Origin of the sequence: Streptomyces sp. AC555_RSS877 (assembly GCF_019049245.1) — a bacterium.
GTDB lineage: Bacteria > Actinomycetota > Actinomycetes > Streptomycetales > Streptomycetaceae > Streptomyces.
The window spans coordinates 1-26,943 of the sequence record NZ_JAGMUK010000038.1 but is presented as its reverse complement, the minus strand read 5'-3'; the positions used below and the strand labels follow the sequence as shown (position 1 = coordinate 26,943).

Below are 26,943 nucleotides of genomic sequence, written 5' to 3'. Positions count from 1 at the left end.
CCCTGCCCGGCGGGACCGCCGCCACGACGTGCTTCAGGGCCTGGCCGCGGCTCGCGCCGCCGGGCTCACCCCGGTGAAGGTCAACGCCGTCCTGATGCCCGAGAGGAACGCCGACGAGGCACCCGAACTGCTCGCCTGGGCCATGGAGAACGACTACGGACTCCGGTTCGTCGAGCAGATGCCGCTCGACGCCCAGCACGGCCGGCGGCGCGACGGCATGATCACCGCCGGGGACATCCGGGAGAGCCTGAGCATCCGCTTCACGCTCACCTCCGAGCCGCACGAGGCCCGCGGCTCCGCGCCCACCGGACGTCGGCTCGTCGACGGCGGCCCGGCCCGGTCGGCGTCATCGCCTCCGTCACCCGCCCCTTCTGCCGCGCCTGCGACCGCACCCGGCTCACCGCCGACGGCAGGTGTGCACCTGCCTGTTCGCACGGGAGGAGTCCGACCTGCGCGGGGCGTTGCGCTCCGGGGCGCCGGGCGAGGAGATCGCGGGGCTGGAAGCGCGCGACGGGGGGAAGAGGGCCGGCTCCGGCCTCGACGAGCCGTCTTTCCTCCAGCCCGACCGCCCGATGTCGGCCATCGGCGGCTGACACCCCGGGCGTAGAGCGCAACGACGTCCACAGACAGAACCAGGAGTGAGGCCATGGGACGGGTCACTGAGCGACGGCGCGTGGTCCGGGTACGGGACGGTGCGGTGAGCACGCGTCCGGACACACTGGTGGCGGAGGAGCCACTGGAGATCCGGCTCGGCGGCAAGCCGCTGGCCATCACCATGCGCACGCCCGGGGACGACTTCGCGCTCGCCGCCGGTTTCCTGGTGAGCGAGGGCGTCGTGAGCCGGGCCGATGACGTGGCGAACATCGTGTACTGCGCGGGTGCCACGGACGACGGTTCGAACACCTACAACGTGGTAGACGTGCAGCTCGCCCCCGGTGTGCCGCTGCCCGACATCACGCTTGAACGGAACGTGTACACCACGTCGTCGTGCGGCCTGTGCGGCAAGGCCGGCCTGGACGCCGTACGGACCACGACGCGGTGGCCGATCGCCGACACGCCACCGGTCCGGGTCACCCCCGGGCTGCTGGCCGCCCTGCCCGACCAACTGCGGGCCGAGCAGAGGGTGTTCGACCGCACCGGCGGACTGCATGCCGCCGGACTGTTCTCGCCCGAGGGTGAACTGCTGGACCTGCGGGAGGACGTCGGCCGGCACAACGCGGTCGACAAACTGATCGGGCGCGCGCTCCAGTCCGGCCGGCTGCCGTTGTCCCGGAGCATTCTGCTGGTGTCAGGGCGGGCGTCCTTCGAGCTGGCGCAGAAGGCGGTCATGGCGGGCATCCCCGTGCTGGCGGCGGTCTCGGCGCCGTCCTCCCTCGCGGTGGACCTGGCGGCGGAGACCGGGCTCACTCTTGTCGGTTTCCTGCGCGGCGGCTCGATGAACGTCTACGCGGGCGAGCAGCGCCTCGACCTGTATGCCGGGGCCCCGGACGGAGGGCCGGCCAGGCCGACCGGTTGATAGCGAACACCGAGAAGGAGGCGGAGGAACTCCTCCGCCACTACGACGCCGACACCGGCCGGGTCGCCGTCGTGCATCCCGGTGTCAACCTGGAGCGTTTCCGCGCCGACGCCTCCGGTGTCGAGGCCGGCCGGGCCGCGGCCCGTTCCCGCCTCGGGCTGCCGCAGGACGCGCTCATCCCCCTGTTCGTGGGACGCATACAACCGCTGAAGGCCCCGAACGTCCTGCTGCGCGCCGTGGCCCGGCTGCTGGAGCAGCGACCACGGCTGCGCGAGCGGATGGTGGTGCCGGTCGTGGGAGGGCCCAGCGGCAGTGGCACGGCGAGGCCCGAGGGACCGCAGAAGCTGGCCGCTCACCTCGGCATCTCGGACGTCGTGTTGTTCCGGCCGCCGGTCGGTCAGGACCAGCTCGCCGACTGGTACCGGGCGGCGTCCGTCCTGGTCATGCCCTCCCACAGCGAGTCCTTCGGCCTGGTGGCCGTCGAGGCGCAGGCCTGCGGCACCCCGGTGATCGCTGCCGAAGTCGGCGGCTTGCCGGTGGCGGCGCAGGATGGGGTGAGCGGCGCTCTCGTGCCGGGGCACAACCCGGTGGACTACGCGGCGGCGCTGTCCGGCTTCGCCGACGACCCCCGACGCTCCACGCGTATGGGCGAGGCCGCGGCCCGGCACGCCCGCTCCTTCGGCTGGGATACGGCCGCGGCGGCGACGGCGGACGTGTACGCCGCGGTCCCGCACGAGCGTCGGCTCCGCCGCATCTCGTGACTCTCCCCTGGCAGGACATTGTGCACGTGCAGGTCTTCCGGGGCGTCGGGACGGATCACGGTCTCACTCTCGAACGCGTACGAAGAGCGCCATAACCGGGATCAGGCCGCAGCGGTCGACTCGAAGATCTCCGCTACAGCCGGTACGGCGACGAGGCGGTGGCCATCGGCGGGCTGGTTGGCAGAGGTGGAGGTTTCACTGCTCCTGGCCGACCAGGCACCCCTCCTGACCGCCGATGCCACGTGCGTCGGCGACCTAGCTAGTCTGTCCGGCGGATCATGGGCAGCGTCGGCGACGCGTACTGTGTGTGGCTAGGGTCCGGCCATGGGATCAGCACGGTCGGGCGAACCTGCGCACAGACAGAGCTCCTCAAAAGGGAACCCATCCCACGCTTCGACACAACCGAAGGCATGACCTGCTGACCCCATACGCCCGATGCTGACAGTTTGCTGACCGCCAAAGCCTCAGATCGTTGCTGACCTGCGAATATGCGCAGAGGGCCAACTATGTTCTGGAACTGGATCGGACGGTCGCAGGAGGAGATCGAACAGGCGCGCCGGGACTGGATGGAGGGGTCGAGGTTCGGGGAAGTGAAGGGGTACGAGGGGGACCCGTTGTCGGCCCCCGCACTACCGCCGACGCCTCTGAAGCCGCGAGGAAGGGCTCGCTGACCTGCGAGAATGGCTGTCGGGGAGAGGGGCCGAGCACCTCGCCCAGGGCAGGGATCGAAGGGCCGTAGAAGGACGAGGACACCGCCGTGGCCTTCGCGAACGGTGTGGCCACGGCGGCGGCGGTGCTCCGGTGTTCTCTGGCGTGTTCCGCAGCTGGCACGCGAAGGCCGACGTCTTTTCGGCGCTGCCGGACGCACCTGTGGGGCCGGATGGTCCGCAGCCTTGGTGGCGCCAACTGACAGTTCGGTGGCAGAAGCCTCGGGGCATTGGGGGACTCGACGCCTCGATCCTGTCCCGTCTCAGCCGAGCTCTTCCCGTTGGTGCTGTTGTCAGTGAGGACGGCGAGCAAACGTCTCTGTCACGCCTGCGATCGGGGCGACATCACTCCATCGACTCCAGAATGCGGTCCAGTGTCCGGCGCCCCATTCTGCTCATCGTCGGATTGCTCTCGACGTAGTACCAGACAACACCCATCGCCTGTTCGAACGCCCAGGCCTTGCCGCGCTCCCACTCCAGATCGTCACAGGCCAGTGTCCGTCGGAGTACTTCCCGCGGGCCTGGCTGCAGCAGGTGCCAGGCACTGACCAGATCCAGCGCGGGGTCGGCCGGGCCGAAGCCGCCGGTGTCGAGTACGCCGCTGAGCCGGTCTCCCGTGACCAGTACGTTGCCGGGAATCAAGTCACCATGGCTCATCACGTCGGCACTCGTGCGTGGCAACTCCCGAAAGTGGCTCCACGCCTGGCGCAGGCGGGGCACGTCGAGCAGCCCCTCACTCGCCTCGAAGCACTGCGCCATCCAATCGTCGTGGTGAGCGAGAACGCCGCCGCGATTGTCGCCGTTGAAAAGCCGGCCCCGCGTCTCGGCGTCCCGCAGGGTTGCGATGAAGGCCGCAAGGTCCTCGGCAAAAGCGTCCGACCCACTCGGGTCGGCATCAGAGGCGACCGTTCCCGGCAGCCATGTCTGGACCGACCACGGCATGGGGTAATCCGCTCCGGGCTTTCCCAGGGCGACGGGCGCCGGGGCGGGGAACAGGGACACCTGTGCCAACTCCGCGCTCGCCTGGGCTTCCTGTTCCAGAACCGCCAGCGCCTCGGCGGCATCGGCCAGACGCAGCGGGAAACGCGCGGAGAGGTCGTTCCCGATGCGGAAAATGGCGTTGACCGTCCCGGTCGACGACAGGGGTCGGATCGCCTGGCCGCTCCACTGAGGGAACTGGTCTTGGATCAGGGCCGCAACGATTTCGGTGGTCACGTCCACTTGGTCATCGTGCATGTTCATTCTCGCAGGCCCTTCCACTGGTCCAGTTCGAAACGCCGGAAGCAGACCGGATCGACGAACACGACAGCCAGTATTCATACGCCAGGTTCTGGATCAACTGAGATTTCCGGCCCCCCAGGTGGGTCGCCCCAGGTGGAGTCGGTAACAGGCAACGAGGAGAACGTGGGGAACGTGGTGCGGCAGAGGGAATGCTTCGTGTGCCGAGCGTCGCCTTGATGTCGTCGCAATTCGCCCTGTCCATGGCGGGCGACACCTTCCTCTACATCGCGGATCCCTGGGCCATGGTCGAATCGACCGGGTCCAGTCTGTTGGCGGTGCTGAGCATGGCGGCCCAGACGGCTCCGTACCTCGCCCCCCTTCCTCGGGGCGTTCATCGACCGTCACGACAACAGATCGCTTTTTGTCGCTGGTGAGTTGGTCCAGTGCGTCGGCGTGGCACTCATCCCCGTGCTCCTGGCCATGGACCAGGTCGCCCTGGTGTTCGTCTCCCTGTGCGTGATGGCTCGCGAAAGTGGTCTCCGACGTGGCCGGGGACTACGGACTCATCCCGGCGCCCGTGCCGCCGGAGCGTCTGGAACAAGCGGCCAGTTGGTGCAACTCGGCCCAGGGTCGTGGCGTCGTAGGCCATGGCGCAGGAGCCGCCGGCGAGCAGCAGTGTGATGGTGTCGCCGTCGTGCACCACCTCGCAGCGGCGGCCGAGGTGGGAGGCGAGTCGCTTGCGTCACCGCTCGCCCCGCGGTGTGGGCGCGCCGGCGTGGGACCGTAGAGTCGTCTCGTGCGTGGTCATGTCGTTTTTCCTGTCTGTCGGTGTCCTGGTGCCGCTGCGTCGCGGCCTGGCCGTTCGGTGGTCCAGTGAGCGGTCCGGAGCGGGAGGATGCGGAGGTCCTGGCGCTGGTTCGGCAACTGCCGTTGCTCGGGGCCGTGTCACGGGTCGCCCGCAGGGCCGTGCGCCGACAGGCGTCGGCGGAGCGGCTGCCCGATGCGCAGATCGGGGTGCTGCGCACGATTGAGGCGCACCCGGGTATCGGGCCACGAGCCGTGGCCGACCGGCTCCAGTTGGTGCCGAACACGGTGTCGACCATCGTGGGCGAGCTCGTCCGTGCCGGGCTGCTGAGGCGGGACCGTGACCGTTCGGACCGGCGGGCCGCGCGGTTGTACCTGACCGAGGAGGCGGTGGACCGCCTTGCGGCCTGGGTCGCGGCCGGCGATGAGGTGCTGTCGGCGGCGCTTCTGAGTCTGGACGAGGCCGACCGCCGGGCGCTCGACCGGGCGATGCCCGCGCTGCGTCGGCTGCTGGACGTCCTCGACGCGGCCGACGGGGACGAACAGGGCGACGAGGGCGAGGCGGCTGATCGGGGTGACACCGCTCATCGGGCGAGCCCTCGGGGGACGACCAGCGGGCCGTCGGTCTCGGGGTCGCGCAGCACGTCTGCCTCCACGCCGTAGAGCCGGCGGATCAGCTCGGGCGTGACGGTCTCGTGGGGGGTGCCTTCGGCGACCACCCGGCCGGCCTGCATGGCGACGAGGTGGTCCGCATAACGGCAGGCCAGGACGAGGTCGTGCACGACGACCACGACCGTACGGCCGACAGTGGTCAGTTCCCGCAGCAGTTCGAAGACTTCGAGCTGGTGGCCGAGATCGAGCGCGGACGTCGGCTCGTCCAGCAGCAGCACCGACGTCTCCTGAGCTACCGTCATGGCGATCCAGGCGCGCTGCCTCTGTCCGCCCGACAGGGTTTCCAGGGGACGGTCGGCCAGTGCTGACATGCCGGTCGCGGCGAGCGCCCGGTACACGGCCTGCTGGTCCCGTGGGGACCATTGCCGCAGCAGACCCTGGTGCGGCTGGCGGCCGAACCGGACCAGGTCGGCGACGGTCAGTCCGTCCGGAGCCTGGGCCGACTGGGGGAGCAGGCCGATGCGCCGGGCGGCCTCCCGAACGGGCAGCCGGGCCAGGACCCGGCCGTCGAGCAGGACGCTGCCGCCCTTGGGGCGGTGCAGTCGGCTCAGCCCCGCCAGGAGCGTGCTCTTGCCGCAGCCGTTCGGACCGACCACGGCGGTCAGGCGGCCCGGTGGGGGAGTGAGCCGCACGGTGTCCACGGCGATCGCCCGCCCGTGCGCGAGCGTGAGGTCGTCGGCGCGCAGCACGGCGGACGGGACGGCCTCGTCCTTCGTCGGCGGGGGAGGGGTGGCCTTCGTGGACGGGGCGGTGGTGGGGCGGGTCACGGCAGCCTCCTTGGGCGTGAGCTGAGCAGGAGCCAGATCAGGTACGGGCCGCCGACCACGGCGGTGACGAGTCCGGCCGGCACCTCGACGGGTGCGGTGACGGTTCGTCCGGCGGTGTCGGCGAGAAGGACGAGCGCCGCTCCCGCCAGTGCGCTGCCGAGCACGGGAACGCCGTGCGGGCCGCAGGCACGGCGGGCGGTCTCGGGAGCGAGCAGGGCGACCATGCCGAGCGGTCCCCCGACGGCGACCGCGAGGCCGGCGCACACGACGGCGAGCGCGAGGGCGGCGAGCCGTACCGCGCGTACCCGCACGCCGAGACCGGCCGCCACCTTGTCGGTCAGGAGCAGCGTGGTCAGTCGTCGTCCGACCAGTAGCGCGAGCGGCAGACACGCCAAGAGGCCGAGACTGAGCGAGGCCACGGGTGTGGTCGGACGTGCGTTGAGTGTGCCCACCGCCCAGGGGAACGCGGCGTTCGCGGCGTCGATCGGCGCGCGGACCAGCAGAAGGCTGGTGACCGAGCCGAGCACCGCGCCCACGCCGAGTCCGACAACGACGAAGCGGTAGCCGGAGGTGCCCGCTCCGCCGGCGAGACCGAGGGTCAGTGCCGCGGCGGTGGCGGCTCCGGCGAGGGCCATTGAGGAGGGGGCGAGGGAGGTGGAAGCGCCCACGACGGAGGCGACCGCGAAGGCGGTGGCGCCGTCGTCGATGCCCACGGTGCCCGGGGTGGCGAGCCGGTTGCGCGCCAGCGTCTGCATCAGGCACCCGGAGACGCCGAGGGCGGCGCCGACGAGCAGTCCGGCGGTCAGCCGTGGCGCCCGCAGCCGTTGGACGACGAGTACGTCGGCCGGGTCGCCGGCACCGGCCAGTGCGGGCAGTGAGCGCAGCGGCCCCATGGGCACGGTGCCGACAGCGAGGGCGGTGGTGACGGAGAGGAGCAGCACCCCGGCGAGTACGGCGAACCCGGCAACCGCCCGCAGGTTCAGCAGTGCTGACGCACCGCAGACACGCAGCAGCAGGGTGCCTCGGGGTGCCCCCGGGGACGGGGTGCCGGTCGCGGTCACAGCGTCGGCACCCGTCGGGAGCGCACCACGGCGATGAGTACCGGGGCGCCGATCACAGCGGTGACCACGCCGAGGGGCATCTCGTACGGGCGTACCAGCAGCCGCGAGGTGACATCGGCGGTCAGCACGACGACCGGTCCCAGCAGAAGCGATGGTACGAGCACCCGGCGAAGGTCGGGCCCGACCAGCGCCCGAGCCGCGAAGGGCACCACGAGCCCCACGAAGCCGATCGGCCCGGCGACCGCGGTGGCGCCGCCCACGAGCAGTGCCACGGCGACGATGGCGGTGAGGCGGGCGCGGCCCGGCCGGTGTCCCAGTGAGGCGGCCGCCTGCTCGCCGAGAGCCAGGGCGGCGAGCGGGCGGGCCACGAGCAGCACGAGCAGCCCGCCGAGCACGAGGGCGGGTGCCACCTCGGCCAGCTCGTCGAGGTCACGCCCGGCGACGCCTCCCACCGTCCAGAACCGCACCTCGTCGGCGGTGCGCTGATCGACGAGGAGCAGCACGGAGGTCAGGGACCCCAGCAGTCCGCTGAGCGCGGCACCTGCCAGGACGAGCCGGAGCGGATCGTCGCCGACGCCACGCAGCCGCGCCGCCCCGACCGCGGCGAGACAGCCGAGCAGGGCGCCGATCACGGCGATGTGCGGGCCGAGCGTGGCCACGCTGCCGCCCAGCGCGATCACCAACACGATGCCCGTGGAGGCGCCGGCGCTGACACCGAGCAGGCCGGGCTCGGCGAGCGGGTTGCGAGCTACCGCCTGGAGCACCGCCCCGGCCGTGCCCAGCGCCGCGCCGACGGCCACCGCCACGACGGTGCGGGGCCAGCGCAGCTGCCACACGGCGAACGCCGCCTCAGTGTCCCCAGCACCGCCCGCGACCTCCTGCCACGAGCGGACCGGCCCCACCTCGCCGCTGCCGATCAGCAGGGACGCGAGGCCGGTCAGGGCGAGCAGGGCGACCGGCACGGCGACGCCCGCCCCAGTGGAGCCGCTGACGGACCGCTTGTGGTTCCCGTCGAGCACTGGCTGACCTCCGGCGACTGGCACGCCCCGTGAGACGCATGTGGTTAGGTTGCCCTAACAATACATCTGTCTCAGAGGTATATTTTCCCGGGGAGTAGCCATGCACCGTCCGTTGCCCTCGTCTTCGTCGTCCACGCTGCCGCGTCGCCGGTTCGCCGCCGCCGTTGCCGCGGTGCCCCTTGCCCTGCTCACCGCCTGCGCCGCTGGATCGCCAGGGCCGACCGCGGTGGAGGGCGGGGCAGGATCCTCGGTGTCGGTACGCACCGCCTACGGCGCGGTCGAGGTCCCGGCCGCTCCCCGACGGGTGGTCGCACTGGGGGACACGGCGCTGGACAGCGCCCTCGCCCTGGGCGTCGAACCGGTGGGCACGCTGGCCAGCCGGGGCGGTAGTGCCGTATCGCCCTACCTGGCCGGGAAGGTGCCGGGTGTCGCCCTCGTCGGCACCGTCGCGGAGACCAACCTGGAAGCCGTCGCCGCCGCCCGGCCCGAGCTCATCCTCGCCGCCTCCGGCACGCCCCGGGAGCGGTACGACGCGCTCAAGGCGATCGCGCCGACGGTCGTGCCCGAGCCCACCCGCTTCGGTGCCTGGGAGAGCGAGACCCGCTCCGTTGCCGCCGCGCTCGGCAAAGAGGCCGAAGCGGAGCGGCTTCTCGACGGCATCGAGCAGCGGGCCGAGGACATCGCCGCCGGCCGCTCCGCCGACGGCACCGGAACGGCGGTCGTCGTCCGCTGGATGGCCACCGGCCCCGTGATCCTGTCATCCGCGCTGATGCCCGGCCGTCTGCTGAAGCTGACCGGCGACCGGATCTCGCCCGCCGCGGCCTTCACCGGCAAGCCGCACACCGACCCGCTCAGTCTGGAGAATCTGGGTGAGATCGACGCCGACCGCATCTACCTCACCACCCTCAATGCCGACGGCGAGAAGGCCCTGGCCGCGGCCAGGGCGCAGCCGGCGTTCGCCCGCCTGCGGGCGGTACGGACGGGGAACGTCGATGTGGTCGACGGCGATGTGTGGAGTAGCGCGGCTGGTCCCCTCGCCGCCGCCGCCATGCTCGACGACATCGAACGGCTGCGCATCGCCGCCTGACGCCAGTGCGGGCGTACCGCGCAGGCGGGTGAGCCGGCCGTGGACGTCAGGCCCGCTGCCTCGCCACCCGTTGCTGGAGGACCTTCTCCAGCAGGTTCAGCGCATCCACCACCCGCTCGCGCTCCGCGCCGAGACTGTCGAGCAACTCGGACTCCGCCGCCAACTGCAGAGGGAACATCGTGTCGATCGCCTCGCATCCCGCCGGTGTGACGGTGACCAGGGCGGCGCGCCGGTCGGCGGGGCTCGGCCGGCGCTCGACGAAGCCGCGCCTCTCCAGCTTGGCCAGCGTCTTGCTGACGGCCGCGCGGGAGCACCCCAGGGATTCGGCCAGCCGACGGGCGATCACCGGGCTCTGGGCGTGCCGTAGTTGTACGAGGGCGTCGAGCTCGGGTGCGGTCAGCGGGGCGCCCTCGTACAGCGGCTCCAGGGCAGTGGTCAGCATGGCCTCGATGCGCTTGATGGGGCCCACGACGTCCATGGGGGAGGTGTCGAGATCAGGGCGTGCGGCGGTCCACGTCGCGCGGAAGTCGACGGGAGCTGAGGGGGAAGTCATTGTTTCCGCCAATTGTTAACTGGTAGACAAATGCTTTACTGTATCGATTCATGGTAACCACCAGGATTTCCGGATCGGCGTCCCAGGCGCCGACCCTCATGGCGCCGGCCAAGCGGACCGGCCTGCTGATTGCGCTGCTGGGCGCACTGACCGCGGTGGCCCCGCTCGCCACCGACATGTACGTCCCCGGCTTTCCGGAGATGGGTCGCGCGCTGCGCGCGAGCGACTCGGCCGTGCAGCTGTCCATGACCTCGTTCCTGGCCGGTCTGGTCATCGGCCAGTTGGTCATCGGCCCGCTGAGTGACCGCCTCGGCCGCCGCCGTCTCCTGCTTCCCGGAACCGCGCTGTTCGCCGTGCTGTCCGTGGCCTGCGCCGCCGCGCCCACGGTCGAGGTGCTGACCGCAACCCGCTTCCTTCAGGGCGTCGCCGGGGCCGCGGGCATGGTGCTGGCGAGGGCCATACTCACTGACCGGTTCCAGGGCCCCGCACTGCCCCGCTACTTCTCCCTGCTGACGATGGTGCTGGGCGCCGCCCCCGTCGTGGCGCCGGTGATGGGCGGAGGCATCCTGTCGGCCGGAAGCTGGCGGGCCGTCTTCGGCGCTCTCGCGCTCTTCGGGGTGCTCCTCTTCCTCGCCGTCCTCCGCGGGGTTCCGGAGTCGCTCCCGCCGGAGCGGCGCCATCAGGGCGGCGTGGCCGGCGCCTTCCGCGCCATGGGCCGGTTGCTCGGGCGCCGCGCGTTCCTGGGCTACGCGCTCACACTGGGATTCGCCGGCGCCGCGCTCTTCGCGTGCATCGCCGGCTCCAGCTTCGTCTTCCAGGAGGTGTACGGCACCTCGGCGGGGCTGTACAGCCTGATCTTCGCGACGAACGCCTGCGGCATGCTGCTCGCCGGTGCGGTCTTCGGCGTACTGGCGCGGCGTCTGGGACAGGGCGCGCTCCTGACCGCCTCGGTCGTGATCGCCTCGGCCGCTGTACTGGTCCAGGTGCTCCTCCTCGTCACGGTCGGCGGCGGCCTGGTCGGCACCTGGGTGACCCTGTTCTTCGCCGCCTTCGGGATCGGTGGCATCTTCCCGGCCACGATGAGTATGGGGCAGTCGCTCGGACGTGAGGCGTCCGGTGCCGCGTCCGCCCTGCTCGGCGGGACGCAGTTCCTGTTCGGCGCGCTCGCCTCACCCCTGGTCGGCGCGTTCGGCACCGCCAGCGCTCTGCCGATGGCGGTCACCATGCTGGGGGCGCTCCTCTGTGCCGCTCTGTGTCTGGTGTTCCTGGTGCGCCCGTGGCGAGGAGCGCGCGAGTGAGTCTGCTGCGTGGACGACTGTCGCCTTATCCAGCTCAAGACGCTTTCGCACCGATATTTACCATTTGGACTATGATCGGGTGACGGCTCCGGTTCGTGACGACCCCGAAGTGGGCCAGTCGGGCAGAACCGTCGTCCAGTCGCGTCGCCGAACGTCACCCCTGCGGCTCCTCCGCGCCGGCGCCGACAGCGGACCCGGTCGTGGGCAGGCGGTGCGATGGCAGAGCGCGCAGAGCACGAGGACGTCAGCGCCCCCGTGACTCCGGGGGCGGCGAGACTGCGGCTGCTGGAGGCGCAAGGGGACGATCTGCCCGAACCCGAGGTGATGCGGCTGGCGTTGCAGCAGGCGACGGCCGCCCTGGGGGCGCTCGGCGGGTTCGTGCACCTACGCCGTGAGGTCGCCGGCTCCGACGAGCTCCGCCTCGTCACGGCCAGCGGGCTGCCCGACACGATCACACATGCCTGGGTAAGCCTTCCGGAGGGTGACGACCTGCCTCCGGCGCGTGCTGTACACGATGCGGAGACTCGCTGGGCCGAAGGCGATCGCGCCGGTATCGGGGCCACCGGCATGATCGCTGTTCCGCTTCCGGGGGGTGACGGGCCGCTGGGCGCGCTCTCGCTGTTCACGGCGGAGGCCGGCGAGCCGGACGCCGCTCAGCGTTCCTTCCTCAACGCCATGGCGGCCTGGGCCGCGCAGCGGGTTGGGCGGTTCTCCGACATCTCGCGCCCTCAGGAACCGGCTGCGGCCGAGCGAGCGACTCGCCCTGCCACGGTCGTCGGCGATCCGGCACAAGCGCCCTCGCTCTCGGCCGCGGAACGGACCGCGGGCGAGCGCACCGCCCGTATGGGGGACCTGACCTCGGCTCTCGCCGAAGCGCTCACGGCCAAGGATGTCGTCCGTGCGACCGCCGACCACGTGCTGCCGCCGTTCGGGGCCGACGGGCTCGTCATCGAGGCGATCGAGGGCCGCCGACTGCACGTCGTCGGGTCCGTCGGATACGCACAGGACTTCCTGGACCGCCATCTCGACGGCATTTCCCTGGAATCGAACACGACGGTCACCGACGTACTCCGCCGACGCGCCCCGGTCTTCGTGGAGTCTGAGCCCCAGTTCGTACGGCTCTATCCGGACCTGAGCTACATGACGTCCTCCTCGGGCAAGGAGGCCTGGGCGTTCCTCCCTCTCGTCGCGTCGGGGCAGCCCATCGGCACCTGTGTCATCTCCTTCTCCGAGCCACGTGGCTTCAGCGAGGGGGACCGCACATTGCTGACTGCGCTCAGCGGTCTGGTCGCCCAGGCCCTGGACCGAGCCCGCCTGTACGACGCGGAGCACAGTCGCGCACAGTCACTCCAGCGCGGGCTCCTGCCCAGATCGCTGCCGTCCCTGCCCGCGGTCACCGCTGCTGCCCGCTACCTGACGGCGGGCAGGGGCGCGTCCGTGGGCGGTGACTGGTACGACCTGATACCCCTGTCCGCGGACCGGGTCGCTCTGGTCGTCGGTGACGTCATGGGCCACGGCATCACGGAAGCAGCCACCATGGGGCGGCTCCGCACGGCGGTCCACACTCTCGCCGGCCTCGAACTCCCGCCGGAGGAGATACTCACTCAACTCAACGACATCGTCGTGGATCTCGGCGACGACTACTGCGCCACATGCCTGTACGCCGTGTTCGATCCGGTCAGCCGGATCTGCACCTTCTGCCGGGCCGGCCATCCTCCGCCCCTCGTCGTCGGCCCCGACGGGACGCCGCAGGTGCCCGACATTCCGGCCAACCCGCCACTGGGCGCGGCGGAACCGCCGTTCGAGACCCGGGAGGTGCGCCTGCCGGAGGAATGCCTGCTCGTGTTCTTCACGGACGGGCTCATCCGGCCCGCCGGCGAGGACATCGACGAGGGCATCGCACGCCTGACGCGGACGGCCGTCTCCGCCGTCGCCGAGATTCCCGTCTTCCCGCAGGAACGGCGGCCCGGCGGACGCGAACGGATCGACACGCTCTGCGACATGATCACCTCGACCCTGCTGCCTGACGAAGCGCGGAGGGACGACGACGCCGCACTGCTCATCGCCCACACACGCGCGACCGCGGCCACCGACGTCGCCTCGTGGCCCCTCGCCGAGGATCCCCGGGCCGCGGCCGAGGCCCGCGAGTATGTCCGCCACCAACTGGCCGTCTGGGGCCTGGGCGATCTCGAGGCCACCACCGAAATCGTCGTGAGCGAGCTGGTCGGCAACGCGATCCGGCACGCCAAAGGACCCCTACGGCTTCGCCTGCTCCGCAGCCGGTCGCTCATCTGCGAGGTGTACGACGGCAGTCTGACGACCCCGCGCATCCGGCGCGCCACGTACACGGACGAGGGAGGACGGGGGCTGTATCTGGTTGCCGCGCTCTGCCGCCGCTGGGGTGCCCGCTACCTGGAGGAGGGCAAATGCCTGTGGGCCGAGCAGGATCTGGAACCCGCGGGGCAGGAGCGGTCCTGAGACGAGGGACGGTGCCGGTCGCCGTCTGCCGGGGCCGCACGGCGGCCGGGCCGGCCGGGATGTCCGCAGGTGTGCGGCGAGGGGACATCCCGTCGTGGCGCCGGCCCGGCCGCCTGTCCGCGGGAGGCAGGGGTAGAGGCCTCCCGCGGGGTTTCAGGGGTGGGCGTTCCCGCGCGTCACCGTCCCTCGGGCGGGCGGCCGCCGAGCGCCGCCAGCATGCGCGGGCTGCCCTGGACCGCGGTGCGCTGCATGTGGTGCAGGACGCCGCGGATGCCGCCCATCTCCTCGCCGCCGCCGGCCCGTCCGGGGCCACCGTGGATCAGGCCGGGCAGCGGGGAGCCGTGCCCGGTGGACGCCCGGGCGGACTCGGTGTCGAGGACCAGGAGCCTGCCGTGCCAGGGCGCGACTCCCAACACCACCTCGCGGGCGAAGGTCGGGTCGCCGGTGACGACGGACCCCGCGAGGCTGCCTCGGCCCAGGGAGGCCAGGAAGGCCACGTGCTTCGGCGACGTGTAGGGGATGAGCGTGCTGACCGGGCCGAAGGCCTCCACCTCGTGCGGTGCGGAGGCGCCGGGGTCGTCGCAGCGCAGCAGCAACGGGGAGAGGAACGCGCCCCGTTCGGCGTCGGCGCCCCGGACCTCCACCTGGTCGGGGTGTCCGAAGACGAGGCGCGCGGAGTCGAGGAGCGTCTTCACACAGCGGCGTACCTCGTCGCGTTGCGCGAGCCCGGCCAGGGCGCCCATGTGCACCGAGGGGTCGGACGGCGCCCCCACGACGACCTTCGCCAGCCGGGCGGCGGCCGCCTCACCGACCGCGTCCATCAGGTCGGCGGGCACGAACGCCCGGCGGATGGCGGTGCACTTCTGCCCCGCCTTCACGGTCATCTCGGTGACCAACTGTTCGACGTACAGGTCGAATTCGGCAGTGCCGGGGGTGGCGTCCGGGCCGAGCACCGAGCAGTTCACCGAGTCGGCTTCGGCGTTGAAGCGCACCGCCTGTCGTACGACCACCGGGTGGGTGCGCAGTCGTTCGGCCGTGGCCGCCGAGCCGGTGAACGACACCAGGTCCTGTTCGGTGAGGTGGTCGAGCAGGTCCCCGGCGCTGCCGCAGACGTACTGAAGGCTGCCGGGCGGCAGCAGCCCGGACTCCAGGATCAGCTCGACCAGCCGACCGGTCAGCACGCAGGTCGGGGTGGCGGGCTTGATCAGGCTGGGCACGCCCGCCAGCACGGCCGGGGCCAGCTTCTCCAGTGGGGCCCACACCGGGAAGTTGTACGCGTTGATCTGTACCGTCGCGCCCCGCAGCGGAGTGCAGACGTGTCCGCCGAGGAAACTGCCGTCCCGGCTCAGGGACTCCTGAGGACCTTCCGCGTAGACCAGGCGCTCGTCGCCGCCGGGCAGTTCACGCAGACCCAGGTCGGCGTAGTGGCGTAGCACCCTGATGCCACCGTCGATGTCGAACTTCGAGTCGTACAGCGTCGCGCCCGTCCGGGCGGAGAGCGCGTACAGCTCCTCGCGGTGTCCGCGCAGGTGGGTGGCGAGGTCCGCGAGCAGTGTGGCGCGCTGGTGGAAGGTGAGCGAGCGCAGGGCCGGCCCGCCGACGGTGCGCGCGTGGTGCAGCGCCCCCGCCATGTCGATACCCGAGGACGAGGCCCGGGCGATCTCCTCGCCGGTGACCGCGTCGTACACAGGTGTGCCGTCTCCGGTCGGCGTGTACCACCGGTCCTGTACATAGCTCGGCAGCAGTCTCATCAGGCCGTCCCTTCCGTTCCCGCGTACGCGTCGTCGCCGTTGTTGACCGGGTGATGGCCCCAGATGTCCGAGGTGTAGACGCGGCTCACCCAGGTCGCGTCGTCCACCCGCCGTCCCTCGGCGCCCACTTCGATGCCGAAGCCGGCCGGGGAGCGCATGTAGAAGGAGAACATCCAGTCGTTGGAATGCCTGCCCAGCGTCGCCATGAGCGGGACCTTGTGCGCGCGGGCCCGGTCGTGGGCGCGGCCGACGGCGTCCATGTCCGAGACCTCGCACAGGATGTGGTGCGTGCCTTCGCGCTTGCGCGACTCGACGAAGGCGATGCTGTGGTGGCGGGGATTGCAGCCCATGAAGTAGAACGTCCCGCCCAGCGGCAGGTGGGTCACGTCGCTGAGCCGGAAGCCCATGACGTCCCGGTAGAAGTCGACCGCCTCCAGTGCGCGGGGCGACTTCAGGACCACGTGCCCCATCCCCTGGTCCCCGGTCATGAACATCACGCCGAGCGGCGAGACGAAGGGCGCGGGCGACAGGTGCCGGCCGGTGAACAGTTCGGTGCGCACCGCGCACGGTCCGTCGAACCACACCATGCGGTCGACCTGCCGGTCGGCGCACTCCTCGGGGGAGCCCTCGTACACCTCCACCCCGTGGGCGCGCAGCCGCAGTGCCATCTGCTCCAGGCCACGCCCGTCGCCCACCTCCCAGCCGATCCGGGTGACGCCTCCCGACTCGGCGCTCTCGACGCTGAACCGGTACGGATGCTCGTCCAGCCGCAGCTTCCGCTCCTGCGGGGAGCCCGGTGGGCCGACGGGCATGGTGCCTATGACGTCGTTGGCGTAGGCGACCCAGCCGTCGGGGTCAGGGGCGCCGATGCCGAGGTAACCCAGGCTGCGAATACTCACCGAGACCTCCCATGGTCGTTGTGTGGCCTGCTCGGGGCGCGGGACGGTCCGTGACTGCCGACCAGGTAATCGTTCGAGTTCTTACTGTCAGAAGTCATACAGGTAACGGCCAGGATTGTAAACCTGTTGACTATCAGTGTTCTATCTACTTATGGTCTGCGGCGTGAACCAAAGCCGGTCACTCGTGAAGGGCCATGTCATGCCTCCAACTGAGCCGCGTCTGCCTCCGGTCGAGGAGAAGCACATACCGGACAAGGCGCTGGAAGCTCTGCGGCCGTACCGCAACGGCGACGGCGACATCTACGCCATCTGGGCGACCCTGGCCGCCCACCCGGACGCGCTGCGCCGCTTCCTGGTCTTCGGCAACCACGTCCTGGGCAAGAACACCCTGCCCGCGAGGTCCCGCGAGCTGGTGATCCTGCGGATCGCCTGGCTCGCCCAGGCCGAGTACGAGTGGTTGCAGCACGTCCGAATCGCCCGCCGCGCCGGGGTGTCCGACGACGAGATCCGCGCCCTCGGCCGGCCCGGCGACCCCGGATTCGGCGGTACCGAGCGCGCCCTGCTCGCGGCGACCGATCAGTTGTTCAGGGCAGCCGATCTGGACGACGCGGAGTGGCAGGGGCTGCGCGAGCACCTCACCACCGAGCAGCTCATCGATCTCGTCTACACGGTCGGCCAGTACCAGACCGTGGCCATGGCGATCAACGTCTTTCGTATCCAGCCCGAGCCGGACATCGCCGCGCTGCGCGAGGAATTCCCGCTGCCCGCGCCAACGGCGTCCTGACTACCCGCCCCAACCGTCCCAGGAGAAGAGACCATGCAGCTTGCCAACCTCGCCGGCCGCGCCACCGTCATCGTCGGCGACCGCGCCCTCGACGTGGAGAAGGCCAGCAACGGAGCGCTCGGCCCTGACCCCGCCGTGCTGTACGACCTGGCCAACCATGCCGAACTGCGCCGCCTCGCGGAAGCGGCGGCCGACGCCGATCTGCTCGCCTACGACGAGAAGCAGCTCGGTCCGGTCTCACCGCGCGCCGGGAAGATCCTCGGCGTGGCGCTCAACTACCGGGGCCACGCCGAGGAGTCGGGCATGCCGATCCCCGAAGAGCCCGGCATCTTCGCCAAGTTCACCAGTTCGCTGACTGGCCCGTACGCCCCAGTCGTGGTGCCTGTGGGCATCGACAAGGTCGACTTCGAGGCCGAGGTCGTGGTGGTGATCGGGCGGACGCTGCGCACGGTGGAACCGGCGGACGTCTGGCAGAACATCGCGGGCGTGGCCGCCGGGCAGGACGTCACCGACCGCAAGGAGCAGTGGCGCAAGCCGCTGAACCAGTTCACCTTCGCCAAGTCCTACGACACGTTCAGTCCGTGCGGGCCGCTGATGTCGACCGTCGACGAGTTCGACGACCCGGACGACATCGAGGTCGTGGGCTGGGTCGACGACCTGGAGGTCCAGCGCGGCCGTACCTCCGACCTGATCTTCAGCGTCCCCGAACTGGTCTCCTGGCTGTCGCGGTACGTGACCCTGGAGCCGGGCGACCTGGTCTTCACCGGCACCCCGGCCGGCTGCGGGGTGCGGCGCACGCCGAGGCTCTACCTGGAGCCCGGGATGACGCTGACGACCCAGGTCGCGGGGGTCGGTACGATGCGCAATCCGATCAGCCGCTGATACTGCCGGGCGTTGTCCGCGCCACCTCCTGAAGGGAGCCCCGTCCGTGCCGGATGTCCCCGGTGACCCCGTCGTTCCGCGCTCCCGTGAGTTCGCCGCCAAGGTGCGTGCGCACCACAAGGAGTTGGGGCACAGCGAGCGCCAGATCCGCGGAGTCGAAGTGGTCACCCACCTCACCCGGCTGGTCGCCCGTCTGGTCCAGGACTTCGAAGGTGCCGTACACCGGCCGCTCGGGATGACCTGGGCCGGATTCCGGATCATGAACGCGCTGTGGATCTTCGGCGATCTGGAGCAGCGGGAGATCGCCCGTATCTCGGGCACCTCCCGGGCGAGCGTCTCCAGTGCCCTCAACACCCTTGAGGAGCGCGGGCTCGTCGAGCGGCGCCGCGAGTGCGACGACCGCCGGGTCGTCCGGGTCTCGCTGACATCCGACGGTCTGGACCTGCTGCACCAGGCGATCGAGGGGCAGACCGCCCGGGAGCACGCCTGGATGGCCGTCCTCGACGATGAAGAGGTCTCCCGACTGGTGATCCTGCTCGACAGGATGGTCAGCCAGGAGCGCCCCGCCTAGGGGTTTTTTTGGAAGTCCTGTGCGGCGAGGGTGCGTGCCGGGCGCCGTGGGTGGTGTGCGGGACTTCCCCAACACCCCCTAGCTAGGGGAGTCGACGGCACCGCGTCGTTCCTCGGAAGTTCCACGGCCGCACGACGCTCGTGTTGTCCCGTCGGCTCAGGGCCGGCGAGCCGGCACCCTTCCCGGCACGGCACCCGGGCAGTACCCACATCGTCAACAGCTCGCGCAGTACGGCTTCTCAAGGGCCCCCGCCCCTGCCCGATCCCGCGCCCACGAGCCGCGCGTCTCAGTCCGGCCTGCCCGATCTGCCGGCGCCCCACCCCGCACCTCCCCTTCCGAGGAGCCGCACCATGCCACGGAGAATTGTCACCGGCCCGACGGCGGACGGCAAAGCCGCCGTCGTCGAGGACGGGCGACCGCCCCGCACGCACGCACTCCAGCACACCCCGGGCTTCGTGTCGTCACTGGTCTGGGCCACCCCCGCCCAGCCCACCGTGCCCTTCGACGGCACCGACCCGACGGCCGCCGTCACCTCGTACGTCCCCGAGCCAGGCGCCACCCGCGCGATCCACCTGGTCATCCCGCCGGACACGGTCTACGCGAGCCGGGACTTCGACCCGGCCGCGGCCGTCGCCGAACGCCTGCTGACCAGCCCCGGCCTGGCCGAACGGTTCGAGCCGGACCACCCCGGCATGCACACCACCGACACCGTCGACTACGGCGTCCTCCTCCAGGGAGAGATCGTCCTCGAACTCGACGACGGCAACGAGGTCACCCTCGCCCCCGGTGACGTCGTCGTGCAGAACGGCACCCGGCACGCCTGGCGCAACCGCTCCACCACAACCGCAACCCTGCTCTTCGTTCTCATCGGTGCCCGGAGGAACTTCTGATGCCCCACCTCAACCCCGTCGACGCCCTCGACCTGGACAGTGAACTCGACGACGACGAACGGCTCATCCGTGACACCGTCGCCGCCTTCGTCCGCGACCACGTGAGTGACCACGTGGCCGGCTGGTTCGAGTCGGGCACCTTCCCGACGGGTGAACTCGCTCCCGTCATAGGTAAGTTGGGGCTGCTCGGCATGCATCTGGACGGCTACGGCTGTGCGGGCGCCAGTGCCGCCGCCTACGGTGTCGCCTGCCGTGAACTGGAAGCCGCCGACAGCGGACTGCGCAGTTTCGTGTCCGTGCAGGGCTCCCTCGTGATGTTCCCGATCCACCGTTACGGCTCGGAGGAACAGAAGCGGGAGTGGCTGCCCAGGCTCGCCTCCGGTGAGGCGGTCGGCTGCTTCGGGCTCACCGAACCCGACCAGGGCTCCGACCCCGGCGGCATGCGCACCCAGGCCAAGCGCGACGGCGACGACTGGATCCTCAGCGGCACCAAGATGTGGATCACCAACGGCTCCATCGCCGACATCGCCGTCGTGTGGGCCCGCACCGAGGACGGCATCCGCGGCTTCCTCGTCCCCAAGGGCACCCCCGGCTTCACGACGAGCGAGATCCACAGCAAGCTGTCGCTGCGCGCGTCCGTCACCGCCGAACTGCACCTGGAGGACGTGCGGTTGCCGTCCTCGGCGGTGCTTCCGGGCGTCACCGGGCTGCGCGGGCCGCTGTCCTGCCTGTCCGAAGCGCGCTTCGGCATCCTGTGCGGTGTCGTCGGCGCCGCTCGCACCTGTTACCTGTCGGCCCTGGACTACTCCACCACCCGCGAACAGTTCGGGCGGCCCCTCGGCGGCTTCCAGCTCACCCAGCGAAAGCTCGCCGGAATGCAGGTCGGTCTCGTGCACTCCCAGTTGCTCGCCCTGCGCCTGAGCAAGCTGAAGGACGCCGGACAGCTGCGCCCGGAGCATGTCAGCCTGGGCAAGCTCGCCAACGTCCGCGCCGCCATCGACATCGCGCGCGACGCGCGCACCATCCTCGGTGCCAACGGCATCACCACCGAGTACCCGGTGCTGCGGCACGCCAACAACCTGGAGACGGTGCTCACCTACGAGGGCACCGAGGAGATCCACACCCTGGTCGTCGGCGAGTCCGTCACAGGTCTCGCCGCGTACCGCTGACGGGGCGGTCGCGAGACCGGGCCCGTGCGACGCGGCACCGGAGCACCGTCACCGGGGTCGGCGGGACGACCTCAGCACGGCGGAAGAGGCATCGTCGCCTGGCCCTCATCAGCCCCTACGCGTAAGAACCCACCCGTGGTCCTGACGTCCGGTGAGACGCAGACGCGCTCGCCGCCCTCGCGTCACCGCCACGCAGCCGGTTCGCCCACTCTTCGCGCGCCCTTGGCACGGCTCCGACGGTCCCTCGCCGTCACCTGGCTTCAGGGGCTGCCCGTGGAGCCACCGGAAGACCGCGGCGGCAGCGGCCGACAGCACCCCGTACCCACCCAGTGCTCGGCCCTGCCGTACCCGGAGACAACTCCGCCCCCTTGAGGAGAGGCCATGACCTCGACCATGCGCGCAGCGCGAATGCACAACGTCGGCGAGCCGATGAAGATCGAGCGGATTCCCGTACCGGCGCCCGGACCCGGGGATGTCCGGGTGGCCGTGCACGCCGTGAACATCGTTCCCAACCTGGCCAACATCCTGAGCAACTGGACCACTTGGTTCCCGCTCAATCCCTTGCCCACCCTCCCGGCCGTGTTCGGGCTCGACCCCGCCGGAGTCGTTGAGGAAGTCGGCGAGGGCGTCGAGGGCGTCGAGGTGGGCGACCGGGTGTACGTCAACCCGGGCCGCACCTGCGGGGCGTGCCGCGCCTGCCGCAACGGCAGGATCGTGCACTGCGCGAGTTACGCCTTCGCCGGCTACTTCGGTTTCTCGGCCACCTCGGTCCGGCTGCTCGATCGCTACCAGGGCGGACTCGCGGAGAAGACGATCGCGCCCGCGTCGTCGCTCGTCCACATCCCGGACTCCCTGTCCTTCGAGGCCGCCGCACGCTTCGGCTACCTGGGCACCATGTACTCGGCGCTCCGCAAGGCCGACGCCGGACCCGGGCGCAGCGTCCTGGTCAACGGCATCACCGGCACGCTCGGCATCGCCGCGGCCCTCCTGGCCCCGGCGGTGGGCATCACGACCCTGTACGGCACCGGCCGCGACCGTGAACTGCTCGCCGAGATCGACAAGCTGACGCCGGGACTGGTGCGCCTGCACTCCCTGCACGACGGTCCGGTGGACGAGTGGATCGCGGCGGAGACCGGCGGGGTCGGCGTGGACGCCTACATCGACGCCCTCGGGCCGGGCGCACCCCACGAAACCCTTCAGCAGGGCGTGCGTGCGCTGGCCCGCGGCGGCATCGCCGTCAACATCGGCGCCGTCGCCGGCGAGGTGCCCCTCGACCTGCACCGAATGATGGACCTGGACCAGATCGTCCGCGGATCCGTCTGGTTCACGCCCGGCGAGGGGCAGGACATGGCCGACATGGTCGCGTCGGGCCTGCTCGATCTCTCGCCGCTGCGCCACCACGTCTACCCGCTCGACGAGGTGAACGCCGCGATCAACAACGTGGGTTCCCGCCACGGCGGGTTCAGCAACTTCGTCATCTCACCGGCCTCCGGGCGCTGACCAGCACAACCGCAACCGCCCTTGGCTACAGGTACCGCCACCCCCTCACCGACAGGTCACGTCACGCATCACCTCGGAAGGACCCACGTATGGCCAGATCCGACACCGGCGTCGGAAGCGGCACCGGCTCACCGACCGCCCCGTCGAAAGCGAAGACCGCCTCCTCGGCGGTGAAGCAGAAGAACGAGCAGGCACTCGGCATCGACACCCTGGCACGGGGCACGCTCATCGCGGCGGCGCTCTGCGTCTTCATGGCCCAGTTCGCCCTGACCGTGCCCGCCGGCCTGAACGGCCTGTTCCAGCAGGACTTCCACACCTCGGCCTCCGAGCTGACCTGGATCACCGATGCCTTTCTCGTCCCCGTAACGGTGCTGGAGCTGACCTTCGGTCTGCTCGGTGACATGTTCGGACGGCGCCGGCTACTGGTCGGCGGTTCGGTGCTGGTGGCGGTCGGGTTCGTCGTCTGCGTGCTGACGCCGGGTCCCGAGGCCGACCACGGGACCCGGCTGGCGGTGCTGTGGACCGGCCAGATCATCGCCGGCATCGGCGCGGCGGCCGTGATCCCGACGACACTGGCCATGATCGCCGCGGGCACGCGCACACCCCGTGCCCGAGCCCGTTCCATCTCCGTCTGGGCTGCCGCGCTGTCCATGGGCAGCGTGCTGTCGCCCCTGGCCTGCGGCCTGGTCGCGCAGTCGCAGTTCGGCTCGTGGCCGAACTCGGGCTGGCGGTGGGCGTTCCTCGTCGTCGTCGCACTCGCCGCCGTATCGGCCGTGCTCGCCTTCGTCCTGGCCAAGGACTCGAAGTCGCCCGAGGGCCGCTCCCTCGACTGGCCGGGGCAGATCACGATCGCCGTCGCCGCCGTCGCCCTGCTGTTCGCCGTCATCCAGGGACCCACCAGCGGCTGGGGCAGCACCGAGGTCATCGGTGGCTTCGTCGTGGCCGCCGTCTTCCTGGTCGCCTTCGTCCTCGCCGAACGCCGCTCGGCGTCCCCGCTGCTTCAGCTCGACCTGTTCGCCAACCGCAACTTCACCGTCGCGGCGATCGTCACGGTCGTCGGCATGTTCTGCTACCTCGGCACCGGCTATGTGACCAGCATCCGCCTCACCGCCATCCAAGGCTTCACGCCTCTGAAGGCGTCCCTCGCCTTCATCGTGTTCAACGGTGTCTCGGCCCTGATCCAGGTGCCCATCGCCTCCCGCCTCATCGAGCGGTACGACCCGAAGTGGGTCCTCGGCGGTGGCCTGCTGCTCCTCGGCGCGGGCGACTTCTGGATGGCCTCGATACCGATCGGCCAGCAGTCCGTCACTCCCCTCATCGCTCCGCTCGTCGTGGCCGGCGCCGGTGTGGCGTTCGTGCTGTCCGCGGTCACCGCCGTGGTGATCAACACCGTGCCGCACGATCTCGCCGGCATGGCCGCCGGCTGGACCAGCCTGCTGCGCGACTTCGGGTTCACCCTCGGCCCCGCGGTCGTGGGTGCGATCGCCCTCAGCCGGGCGGCGCACGAGATCAGTGACAAGGTCGCGTCCGACCCGGCCCTCGGCCAGGCCCTGGACACCTTCAACGCCTCGGCGGCGACTGCACCGGACGCGCAGCGGGAGACCGTGGAGGGTGCCATCGCGGCCGTCAACTCCGGCCCCCTCGGCGCGAACGCCGTCCCCGAGACCGTCGCCCTGCCCGACGGTTCGACCGTGCCGTTCAACCCGCTCAAGGACACCGCCTTCGAGGCCCTGGGCAACGCCTACTCGCTCGGATACCTGATCGTCGGGCTGTGCGCGGTCGCGGCGGCGGTGGTCACCGTCGTCCTGATCAAGGGAGACCGGCCGGACGCTCCTGTCGCCGCGGAGCCGGCCGATGCCTGACGGACCGCACGACCCCACGGTCATCCGCACCGACGAACCCGCCCCCCGATACAGACCCGGCGCCACCGGCCGCCACGCCTGAAAGGACCGACGTCATGACAGGCCCGACCCGATCACGCCCCATGTTCCGCCTGGGCCATCTGCTGGAACGCCGCGCCCAGCTGCACCCCGACCGCACGGCGCTGGTGTTCGGTGACCGCGCATGGACCTACGGGCAGCTGCGGGACTGGATCGTGGCCTCCGCGCGGCAGCTGCGCCGGCACGGTGCCGGGCCGGGCAGCGTCGTCGCCTACGCGGGCGCCTCACGCCCGGAGGTCTTCGTCCTGATGTACGCCACGTCCCGCCTCGGAGGCGTGTTCGTCCCGGTCAACGGGGCTGCCACGCCTCCCGAGATCGCCTTCCTGCTGGCGGACTCGGGGGCGGACGTCCTGGTCACGGACGCCGCATGCGCCGCCAGACTCGCCGATGACGGCCCTGTTCCGCCGGACGTCACCCGTCTGTGCCTGGACGAGGAGCCACCCGACGGATACGCCCCACTGAACCAGAGGCCGGACGCACCTGTGGGCGACGAGGCCCCGGCACCCGTGGCAGAGGACGACCTCGCCCTCATCGCCTACACGTCAGGCACCTCCGGCCGTCCGAAAGGCGTGCTCCTCACCCACGGCAACGTGTTCTGGAGCTGCGTCAACGGACTCCTGGGTCTGGACCTCGCCCGGGACGACGTCACACTCATCACCACACCCGTCTTCCACATAGCGGTACTGAGCGGCGTGGGCTCCTACACCTGGGCCAAGGGCGGAACCGTCATCCTGGAGCACACCTTCTCCGTCGACGGCTTCCTGACGACCGTACGACGGCACCGGGTCAGCGTGACCTTCGCCGTCCCGGCGATGCTCGCTCTGATCGCACGGCACCCGGGCTTCGCCGCGGCGGACCTGTCCTCGCTGCGCTGGATCCTCAGCGGGGGAGCGGCGGCACCGGCACCGGTCGCCGAGGTGTTCCACCGCCGTGGCATCCCGGTCCTCAGCTCCTACGGCCTCACCGAGACCGCCGCCGGCGTCACCTACCGCGACCCACGCGACGGCCCGGGCTGCTCCGGCGAGGCCGGACTGGCCGCCCCCCTGGCGGAAGTCCGCATCGTCGGCCCGGACAACCGCCCCGTACCGCACGGCACGACGGGGGAGATCGTCGTCCGGAGCCCCAGCGTGGCTGCCGGATACCTGGGCCTGCCGGAGGACTCGGCGGCGGCCCGCGACGCCGGCGGCTGGTTCCACGGGGGCGACCGGGGCTACCTGGACCCCGAAGGCCGTCTGGTGGTGGTCGGCAGGATCAAGGACACGATCATCACCGGCGGGGAGAACGTGGATCCGACGGAGGTGGAGGAAGCACTGGCGGCGTGCCCCTGCGTGGACGAAGCGGCGGTCGTCGGAACGCCCGATCCCGTGTGGGGAGAGGTCGTCACCGCCATCGTCGTACCCGCCGAGGGTGCGGACTGCTCCCTGCAGGAGATCCAGACGTTCCTGTCCGCCTCGCTCACCCGACACAAGATCCCCCGCCGGCTCGAAGTCCGGGACCGTTTGCCGCGCACCGCCACCGGCAAGTTGCAGCGGAGTCTGCTGCGGAGCTGAGCCCGGCCGGACCAGACACCATGGAGAGCTACTCATGTCCACACAGCCGTCAGCCACCCCCTACGACGCCGTGCCGAACGGCACGGCCCCCGAGCCCATCCGCCACGTGGGCGTCGTCGGAGCGGGACTCATGGGCAGCGGCATAGCCGAGGTCTGCGCCCGCGCGGGCCTCGACGTCCTCATCCGAGAGACCGGCCCCGAGGCGGTCGAGGCGGGCCGTGAAAGAATCGCCAAGTCCCTGGCACGCGCGGTGCGCGGCGGCAGACTCGACCCGGCCGACAGCGCTACGTCCCTCCGCCGGATCCGCTTCACCACCGACCTGGCCGACCTCGCGGACCGCGACATCGTGATCGAAGCGGTGGCCGAGGACGAACAGGTGAAGACCGAGATCTTCGCGGCACTCGACAAGGTGGTCACCCGACCGGACGCGATACTCGCCTCCAACACCTCTTCCATCCCCATCATGAAACTCGGCACGGCGACCGGGCGCGCGCAGCAGGTGATCGGCCTGCACTTCTTCAACCCGGTGCCGGTACTGGACCTGGTCGAGCTGGTCCCGTCCCTGCTGACCAGTGACCGAACCCGTGACCGCGCAGGGGAGTTCGTCAGCCTGACTTTGGGCAAGCAGGTCATCCACGCCAAGGACCGGGCCGGATTCGTCGTCAACTCCCTCCTGGTGCCCTACCTGTTGTCCGCGATCCGCATGCTGGAATCGGGTGTCGCCTCCGCCGACGACATCGACAACGGCATGGTGCTCGGCTGCGCCCACCCCATGGGCCCCTTGCATCTGGCCGACTTGATCGGCCTGGACACCCTGAAGGCGATCGCGGACTCCATGTACGCCGAGTACAAGGAACCGCTGCACGCCGCGCCGCCCCTCCTGCTGCGCATGGTGGACGCCGGTCTCCTCGGCCGGAAGACGGGCCGCGGCTTCCACGACCACTCCGGCTGAAAGGAAAGCAAGATGAGCTTGAGGATCGTTGTCACTGTGAAGTACGTGCCCGACGCCACTGGCGACCGGCACTTCGCCGATGACCTGACCGTCGACCGGGACGACGTCGAC

At 70.9% G+C, this 26,943-nt stretch carries 21 protein-coding genes and 4 pseudogenes; 18 read left to right on the top strand and 7 right to left on the bottom strand.

What is annotated here, in order from left to right; translation table 11 throughout:
- Positions 1 to 2: 2 nt before the first annotated feature.
- From KUM49_RS16335 to KUM49_RS16320, 4 genes and pseudogenes are all read left to right on the top strand, one after another.
- A pseudogene (locus KUM49_RS16335) lies at positions 3 to 593 on the top strand (GTP 3',8-cyclase MoaA); the annotation flags it as partial.
- A 53-nt stretch (positions 594 to 646) separates the two neighbouring features.
- Complete coding sequence (gene fdhD / locus KUM49_RS16330; RefSeq protein WP_217237578.1) at positions 647 to 1,516, top strand: formate dehydrogenase accessory sulfurtransferase FdhD; 870 nt, start codon at positions 647 to 649, stop codon at positions 1,514 to 1,516.
- Positions 1,501 to 2,277, top strand: a pseudogene (locus tag KUM49_RS16325) (glycosyltransferase); the annotation flags it as partial. The gene fdhD and the pseudogene KUM49_RS16325, both read left to right, overlap by 16 nt.
- Before the next feature lie 506 nt (positions 2,278 to 2,783).
- Positions 2,784 to 2,948 (top strand): annotated as a pseudogene (locus tag KUM49_RS16320) (pirin family protein); the annotation flags it as partial.
- A 381-nt stretch (positions 2,949 to 3,329) separates the two neighbouring features.
- Here KUM49_RS16320 and KUM49_RS16315 read toward each other — a convergent pair.
- The gene (locus tag KUM49_RS16315) at positions 3,330 to 4,226 is read right to left on the bottom strand and encodes an aminoglycoside phosphotransferase family protein (protein WP_217237576.1); all 897 of its coding nucleotides are present in this window, start codon (positions 4,224 to 4,226) and stop codon (positions 3,330 to 3,332) included.
- A gap of 852 nt (positions 4,227 to 5,078) precedes the next feature.
- On the opposite strand from KUM49_RS16315, the gene KUM49_RS16310 reads away from it, so the two are divergent.
- Positions 5,079 to 5,672, top strand: coding sequence for a MarR family winged helix-turn-helix transcriptional regulator (locus KUM49_RS16310; protein ID WP_217237575.1), 594 nt, complete (start codon positions 5,079 to 5,081; stop codon positions 5,670 to 5,672).
- Here KUM49_RS16310 and KUM49_RS16305 read toward each other — a convergent pair.
- From KUM49_RS16305 to KUM49_RS16295, 3 genes are read right to left on the bottom strand one after another with little or no spacing between them, the layout of a single operon-like run.
- Entirely contained in the window at positions 5,594 to 6,448 is an 855-nt protein-coding gene (locus KUM49_RS16305; protein ID WP_308406642.1) for an ABC transporter ATP-binding protein, read from the bottom strand. The genes KUM49_RS16310 and KUM49_RS16305 overlap by 79 nt on opposite strands.
- On the bottom strand, positions 6,445 to 7,509 hold the full coding sequence (locus KUM49_RS16300) for an iron chelate uptake ABC transporter family permease subunit (protein ID WP_217237574.1): 1,065 nt from the start codon (positions 7,507 to 7,509) through the stop codon (positions 6,445 to 6,447). The genes KUM49_RS16305 and KUM49_RS16300 overlap by 4 nt, the downstream gene beginning before the upstream one ends.
- The gene (locus KUM49_RS16295) at positions 7,506 to 8,528 is read right to left on the bottom strand and encodes an iron ABC transporter permease (protein ID WP_217237573.1); all 1,023 of its coding nucleotides are present in this window, start codon (positions 8,526 to 8,528) and stop codon (positions 7,506 to 7,508) included. The genes KUM49_RS16300 and KUM49_RS16295 overlap by 4 nt, the downstream gene beginning before the upstream one ends.
- Before the next feature lie 100 nt (positions 8,529 to 8,628).
- Between KUM49_RS16295 and KUM49_RS16290 the strand changes: the two genes are divergently transcribed.
- Complete coding sequence (locus tag KUM49_RS16290) at positions 8,629 to 9,615, top strand: iron-siderophore ABC transporter substrate-binding protein (RefSeq protein ID WP_217237572.1); 987 nt, start codon at positions 8,629 to 8,631, stop codon at positions 9,613 to 9,615.
- A gap of 46 nt (positions 9,616 to 9,661) precedes the next feature.
- On the opposite strand, the gene KUM49_RS16285 is transcribed toward KUM49_RS16290, so the two are convergent.
- Positions 9,662 to 10,168 carry a MarR family winged helix-turn-helix transcriptional regulator gene (locus KUM49_RS16285; RefSeq protein WP_217237571.1) on the bottom strand — a complete coding sequence of 169 codons (507 nt, stop codon included), beginning with the start codon at positions 10,166 to 10,168 and terminating at the stop codon, positions 9,662 to 9,664.
- Positions 10,169 to 10,218: 50 nt separating this feature from the next.
- On the opposite strand from KUM49_RS16285, the gene KUM49_RS16280 reads away from it, so the two are divergent.
- Both KUM49_RS16280 and KUM49_RS16275 read left to right on the top strand, forming a co-directional pair.
- Positions 10,219 to 11,466: a multidrug effflux MFS transporter gene (locus tag KUM49_RS16280; RefSeq protein ID WP_217237570.1), complete on the top strand. Its 1,248-nt coding sequence runs from the start codon at positions 10,219 to 10,221 to the stop codon at positions 11,464 to 11,466.
- A gap of 216 nt (positions 11,467 to 11,682) precedes the next feature.
- The gene (locus KUM49_RS16275; protein WP_254401345.1) at positions 11,683 to 13,944 is read left to right on the top strand and encodes a SpoIIE family protein phosphatase; all 2,262 of its coding nucleotides are present in this window, start codon (positions 11,683 to 11,685) and stop codon (positions 13,942 to 13,944) included.
- Positions 13,945 to 14,120: 176 nt separating this feature from the next.
- On the opposite strand, the gene paaZ is transcribed toward KUM49_RS16275, so the two are convergent.
- Positions 14,121 to 15,695 carry a phenylacetic acid degradation bifunctional protein PaaZ gene (paaZ, locus tag KUM49_RS16270; protein WP_217237569.1) on the bottom strand — a complete coding sequence of 525 codons (1,575 nt, stop codon included), beginning with the start codon at positions 15,693 to 15,695 and terminating at the stop codon, positions 14,121 to 14,123.
- A complete protein-coding gene (locus KUM49_RS50210) occupies positions 15,695 to 16,594 on the bottom strand; it encodes a VOC family protein (RefSeq protein ID WP_217237568.1) in 900 nt (299 codons plus the stop codon). The genes paaZ and KUM49_RS50210 overlap by 1 nt, the downstream gene beginning before the upstream one ends.
- 199 nt (positions 16,595 to 16,793) lie before the next feature.
- Here KUM49_RS50210 and KUM49_RS16260 point away from each other — a divergent pair, with 199 nt between their 5' ends.
- The 10 genes and pseudogenes from KUM49_RS16260 to KUM49_RS16215 form a co-directional block, all read left to right on the top strand.
- Entirely contained in the window at positions 16,794 to 17,378 is a 585-nt protein-coding gene (locus KUM49_RS16260) for a carboxymuconolactone decarboxylase family protein (protein ID WP_217237567.1), read from the top strand.
- A gap of 33 nt (positions 17,379 to 17,411) precedes the next feature.
- Positions 17,412 to 18,260 (top strand): fumarylacetoacetate hydrolase family protein, encoded by an 849-nt coding sequence (locus KUM49_RS16255; protein ID WP_217237566.1) that lies wholly within the window; start codon positions 17,412 to 17,414, stop codon positions 18,258 to 18,260.
- Between the two features lie 46 nt (positions 18,261 to 18,306).
- On the top strand, positions 18,307 to 18,831 hold the full coding sequence (locus KUM49_RS50205; protein WP_217237565.1) for a MarR family transcriptional regulator: 525 nt from the start codon (positions 18,307 to 18,309) through the stop codon (positions 18,829 to 18,831).
- Between the two features lie 350 nt (positions 18,832 to 19,181).
- Entirely contained in the window at positions 19,182 to 19,721 is a 540-nt protein-coding gene (locus KUM49_RS16245) for a cupin domain-containing protein (RefSeq protein WP_217237564.1), read from the top strand.
- Positions 19,721 to 20,890 carry an acyl-CoA dehydrogenase family protein gene (locus KUM49_RS16240; RefSeq protein WP_217237563.1) on the top strand — a complete coding sequence of 390 codons (1,170 nt, stop codon included), beginning with the start codon at positions 19,721 to 19,723 and terminating at the stop codon, positions 20,888 to 20,890. Before KUM49_RS16245 ends, KUM49_RS16240 begins: the two co-directional genes overlap by 1 nt.
- Before the next feature lie 381 nt (positions 20,891 to 21,271).
- Positions 21,272 to 22,390, top strand: coding sequence for an alcohol dehydrogenase catalytic domain-containing protein (locus KUM49_RS16235; protein WP_217237562.1), 1,119 nt, complete (start codon positions 21,272 to 21,274; stop codon positions 22,388 to 22,390).
- Between the two features lie 89 nt (positions 22,391 to 22,479).
- Positions 22,480 to 24,252 carry an MFS transporter gene (locus tag KUM49_RS16230; protein ID WP_217237561.1) on the top strand — a complete coding sequence of 591 codons (1,773 nt, stop codon included), beginning with the start codon at positions 22,480 to 22,482 and terminating at the stop codon, positions 24,250 to 24,252.
- Between the two features lie 95 nt (positions 24,253 to 24,347).
- The gene (locus KUM49_RS16225) at positions 24,348 to 25,880 is read left to right on the top strand and encodes a class I adenylate-forming enzyme family protein (RefSeq protein WP_217237560.1); all 1,533 of its coding nucleotides are present in this window, start codon (positions 24,348 to 24,350) and stop codon (positions 25,878 to 25,880) included.
- A 130-nt stretch (positions 25,881 to 26,010) separates the two neighbouring features.
- Positions 26,011 to 26,832 (top strand): 3-hydroxybutyryl-CoA dehydrogenase, encoded by an 822-nt coding sequence (locus KUM49_RS16220; RefSeq protein WP_254401351.1) that lies wholly within the window; start codon positions 26,011 to 26,013, stop codon positions 26,830 to 26,832.
- Between the two features lie 12 nt (positions 26,833 to 26,844).
- Positions 26,845 to 26,943 (top strand): annotated as a pseudogene (locus KUM49_RS16215) (electron transfer flavoprotein subunit beta); the annotation flags it as partial.

Excerpts from the sequence above, each read along its gene's own strand:
- KUM49_RS16225 (WP_217237560.1), top strand. The coding sequence starts at position 24,348 with ATGACAGGCCCGACCCGATCACGCCCCATGTTCCGCCTGGGCCATCTG.
- KUM49_RS16275 (WP_254401345.1), top strand. The coding sequence starts at position 11,683 with ATGGCAGAGCGCGCAGAGCACGAGGACGTCAGCGCCCCCGTGACTCCG.
- KUM49_RS16220 (WP_254401351.1), top strand. The coding sequence starts at position 26,011 with ATGGGCAGCGGCATAGCCGAGGTCTGCGCCCGCGCGGGCCTCGACGTC.
- KUM49_RS16315 (WP_217237576.1), bottom strand. The coding sequence starts at position 4,226 with ATGAACATGCACGATGACCAAGTGGACGTGACCACCGAAATCGTTGCG.
- paaZ (WP_217237569.1), bottom strand. The coding sequence starts at position 15,695 with ATGAGACTGCTGCCGAGCTATGTACAGGACCGGTGGTACACGCCGACC.
- KUM49_RS16285 (WP_217237571.1), bottom strand. The coding sequence starts at position 10,168 with ATGACTTCCCCCTCAGCTCCCGTCGACTTCCGCGCGACGTGGACCGCC.
- KUM49_RS16235 (WP_217237562.1), top strand. The coding sequence starts at position 21,272 with ATGACCTCGACCATGCGCGCAGCGCGAATGCACAACGTCGGCGAGCCG.
- KUM49_RS16260 (WP_217237567.1), top strand. The coding sequence starts at position 16,794 with ATGCCTCCAACTGAGCCGCGTCTGCCTCCGGTCGAGGAGAAGCACATA.
- KUM49_RS16230 (WP_217237561.1), top strand. The coding sequence starts at position 22,480 with ATGGCCAGATCCGACACCGGCGTCGGAAGCGGCACCGGCTCACCGACC.
- KUM49_RS16240 (WP_217237563.1), top strand. The coding sequence starts at position 19,721 with ATGCCCCACCTCAACCCCGTCGACGCCCTCGACCTGGACAGTGAACTC.
- KUM49_RS16280 (WP_217237570.1), top strand. The coding sequence starts at position 10,219 with ATGGTAACCACCAGGATTTCCGGATCGGCGTCCCAGGCGCCGACCCTC.
- fdhD (WP_217237578.1), top strand. The coding sequence starts at position 647 with ATGGGACGGGTCACTGAGCGACGGCGCGTGGTCCGGGTACGGGACGGT.
- KUM49_RS16290 (WP_217237572.1), top strand. The coding sequence starts at position 8,629 with ATGCACCGTCCGTTGCCCTCGTCTTCGTCGTCCACGCTGCCGCGTCGC.
- KUM49_RS16255 (WP_217237566.1), top strand. The coding sequence starts at position 17,412 with ATGCAGCTTGCCAACCTCGCCGGCCGCGCCACCGTCATCGTCGGCGAC.
- KUM49_RS16245 (WP_217237564.1), top strand. The coding sequence starts at position 19,182 with ATGCCACGGAGAATTGTCACCGGCCCGACGGCGGACGGCAAAGCCGCC.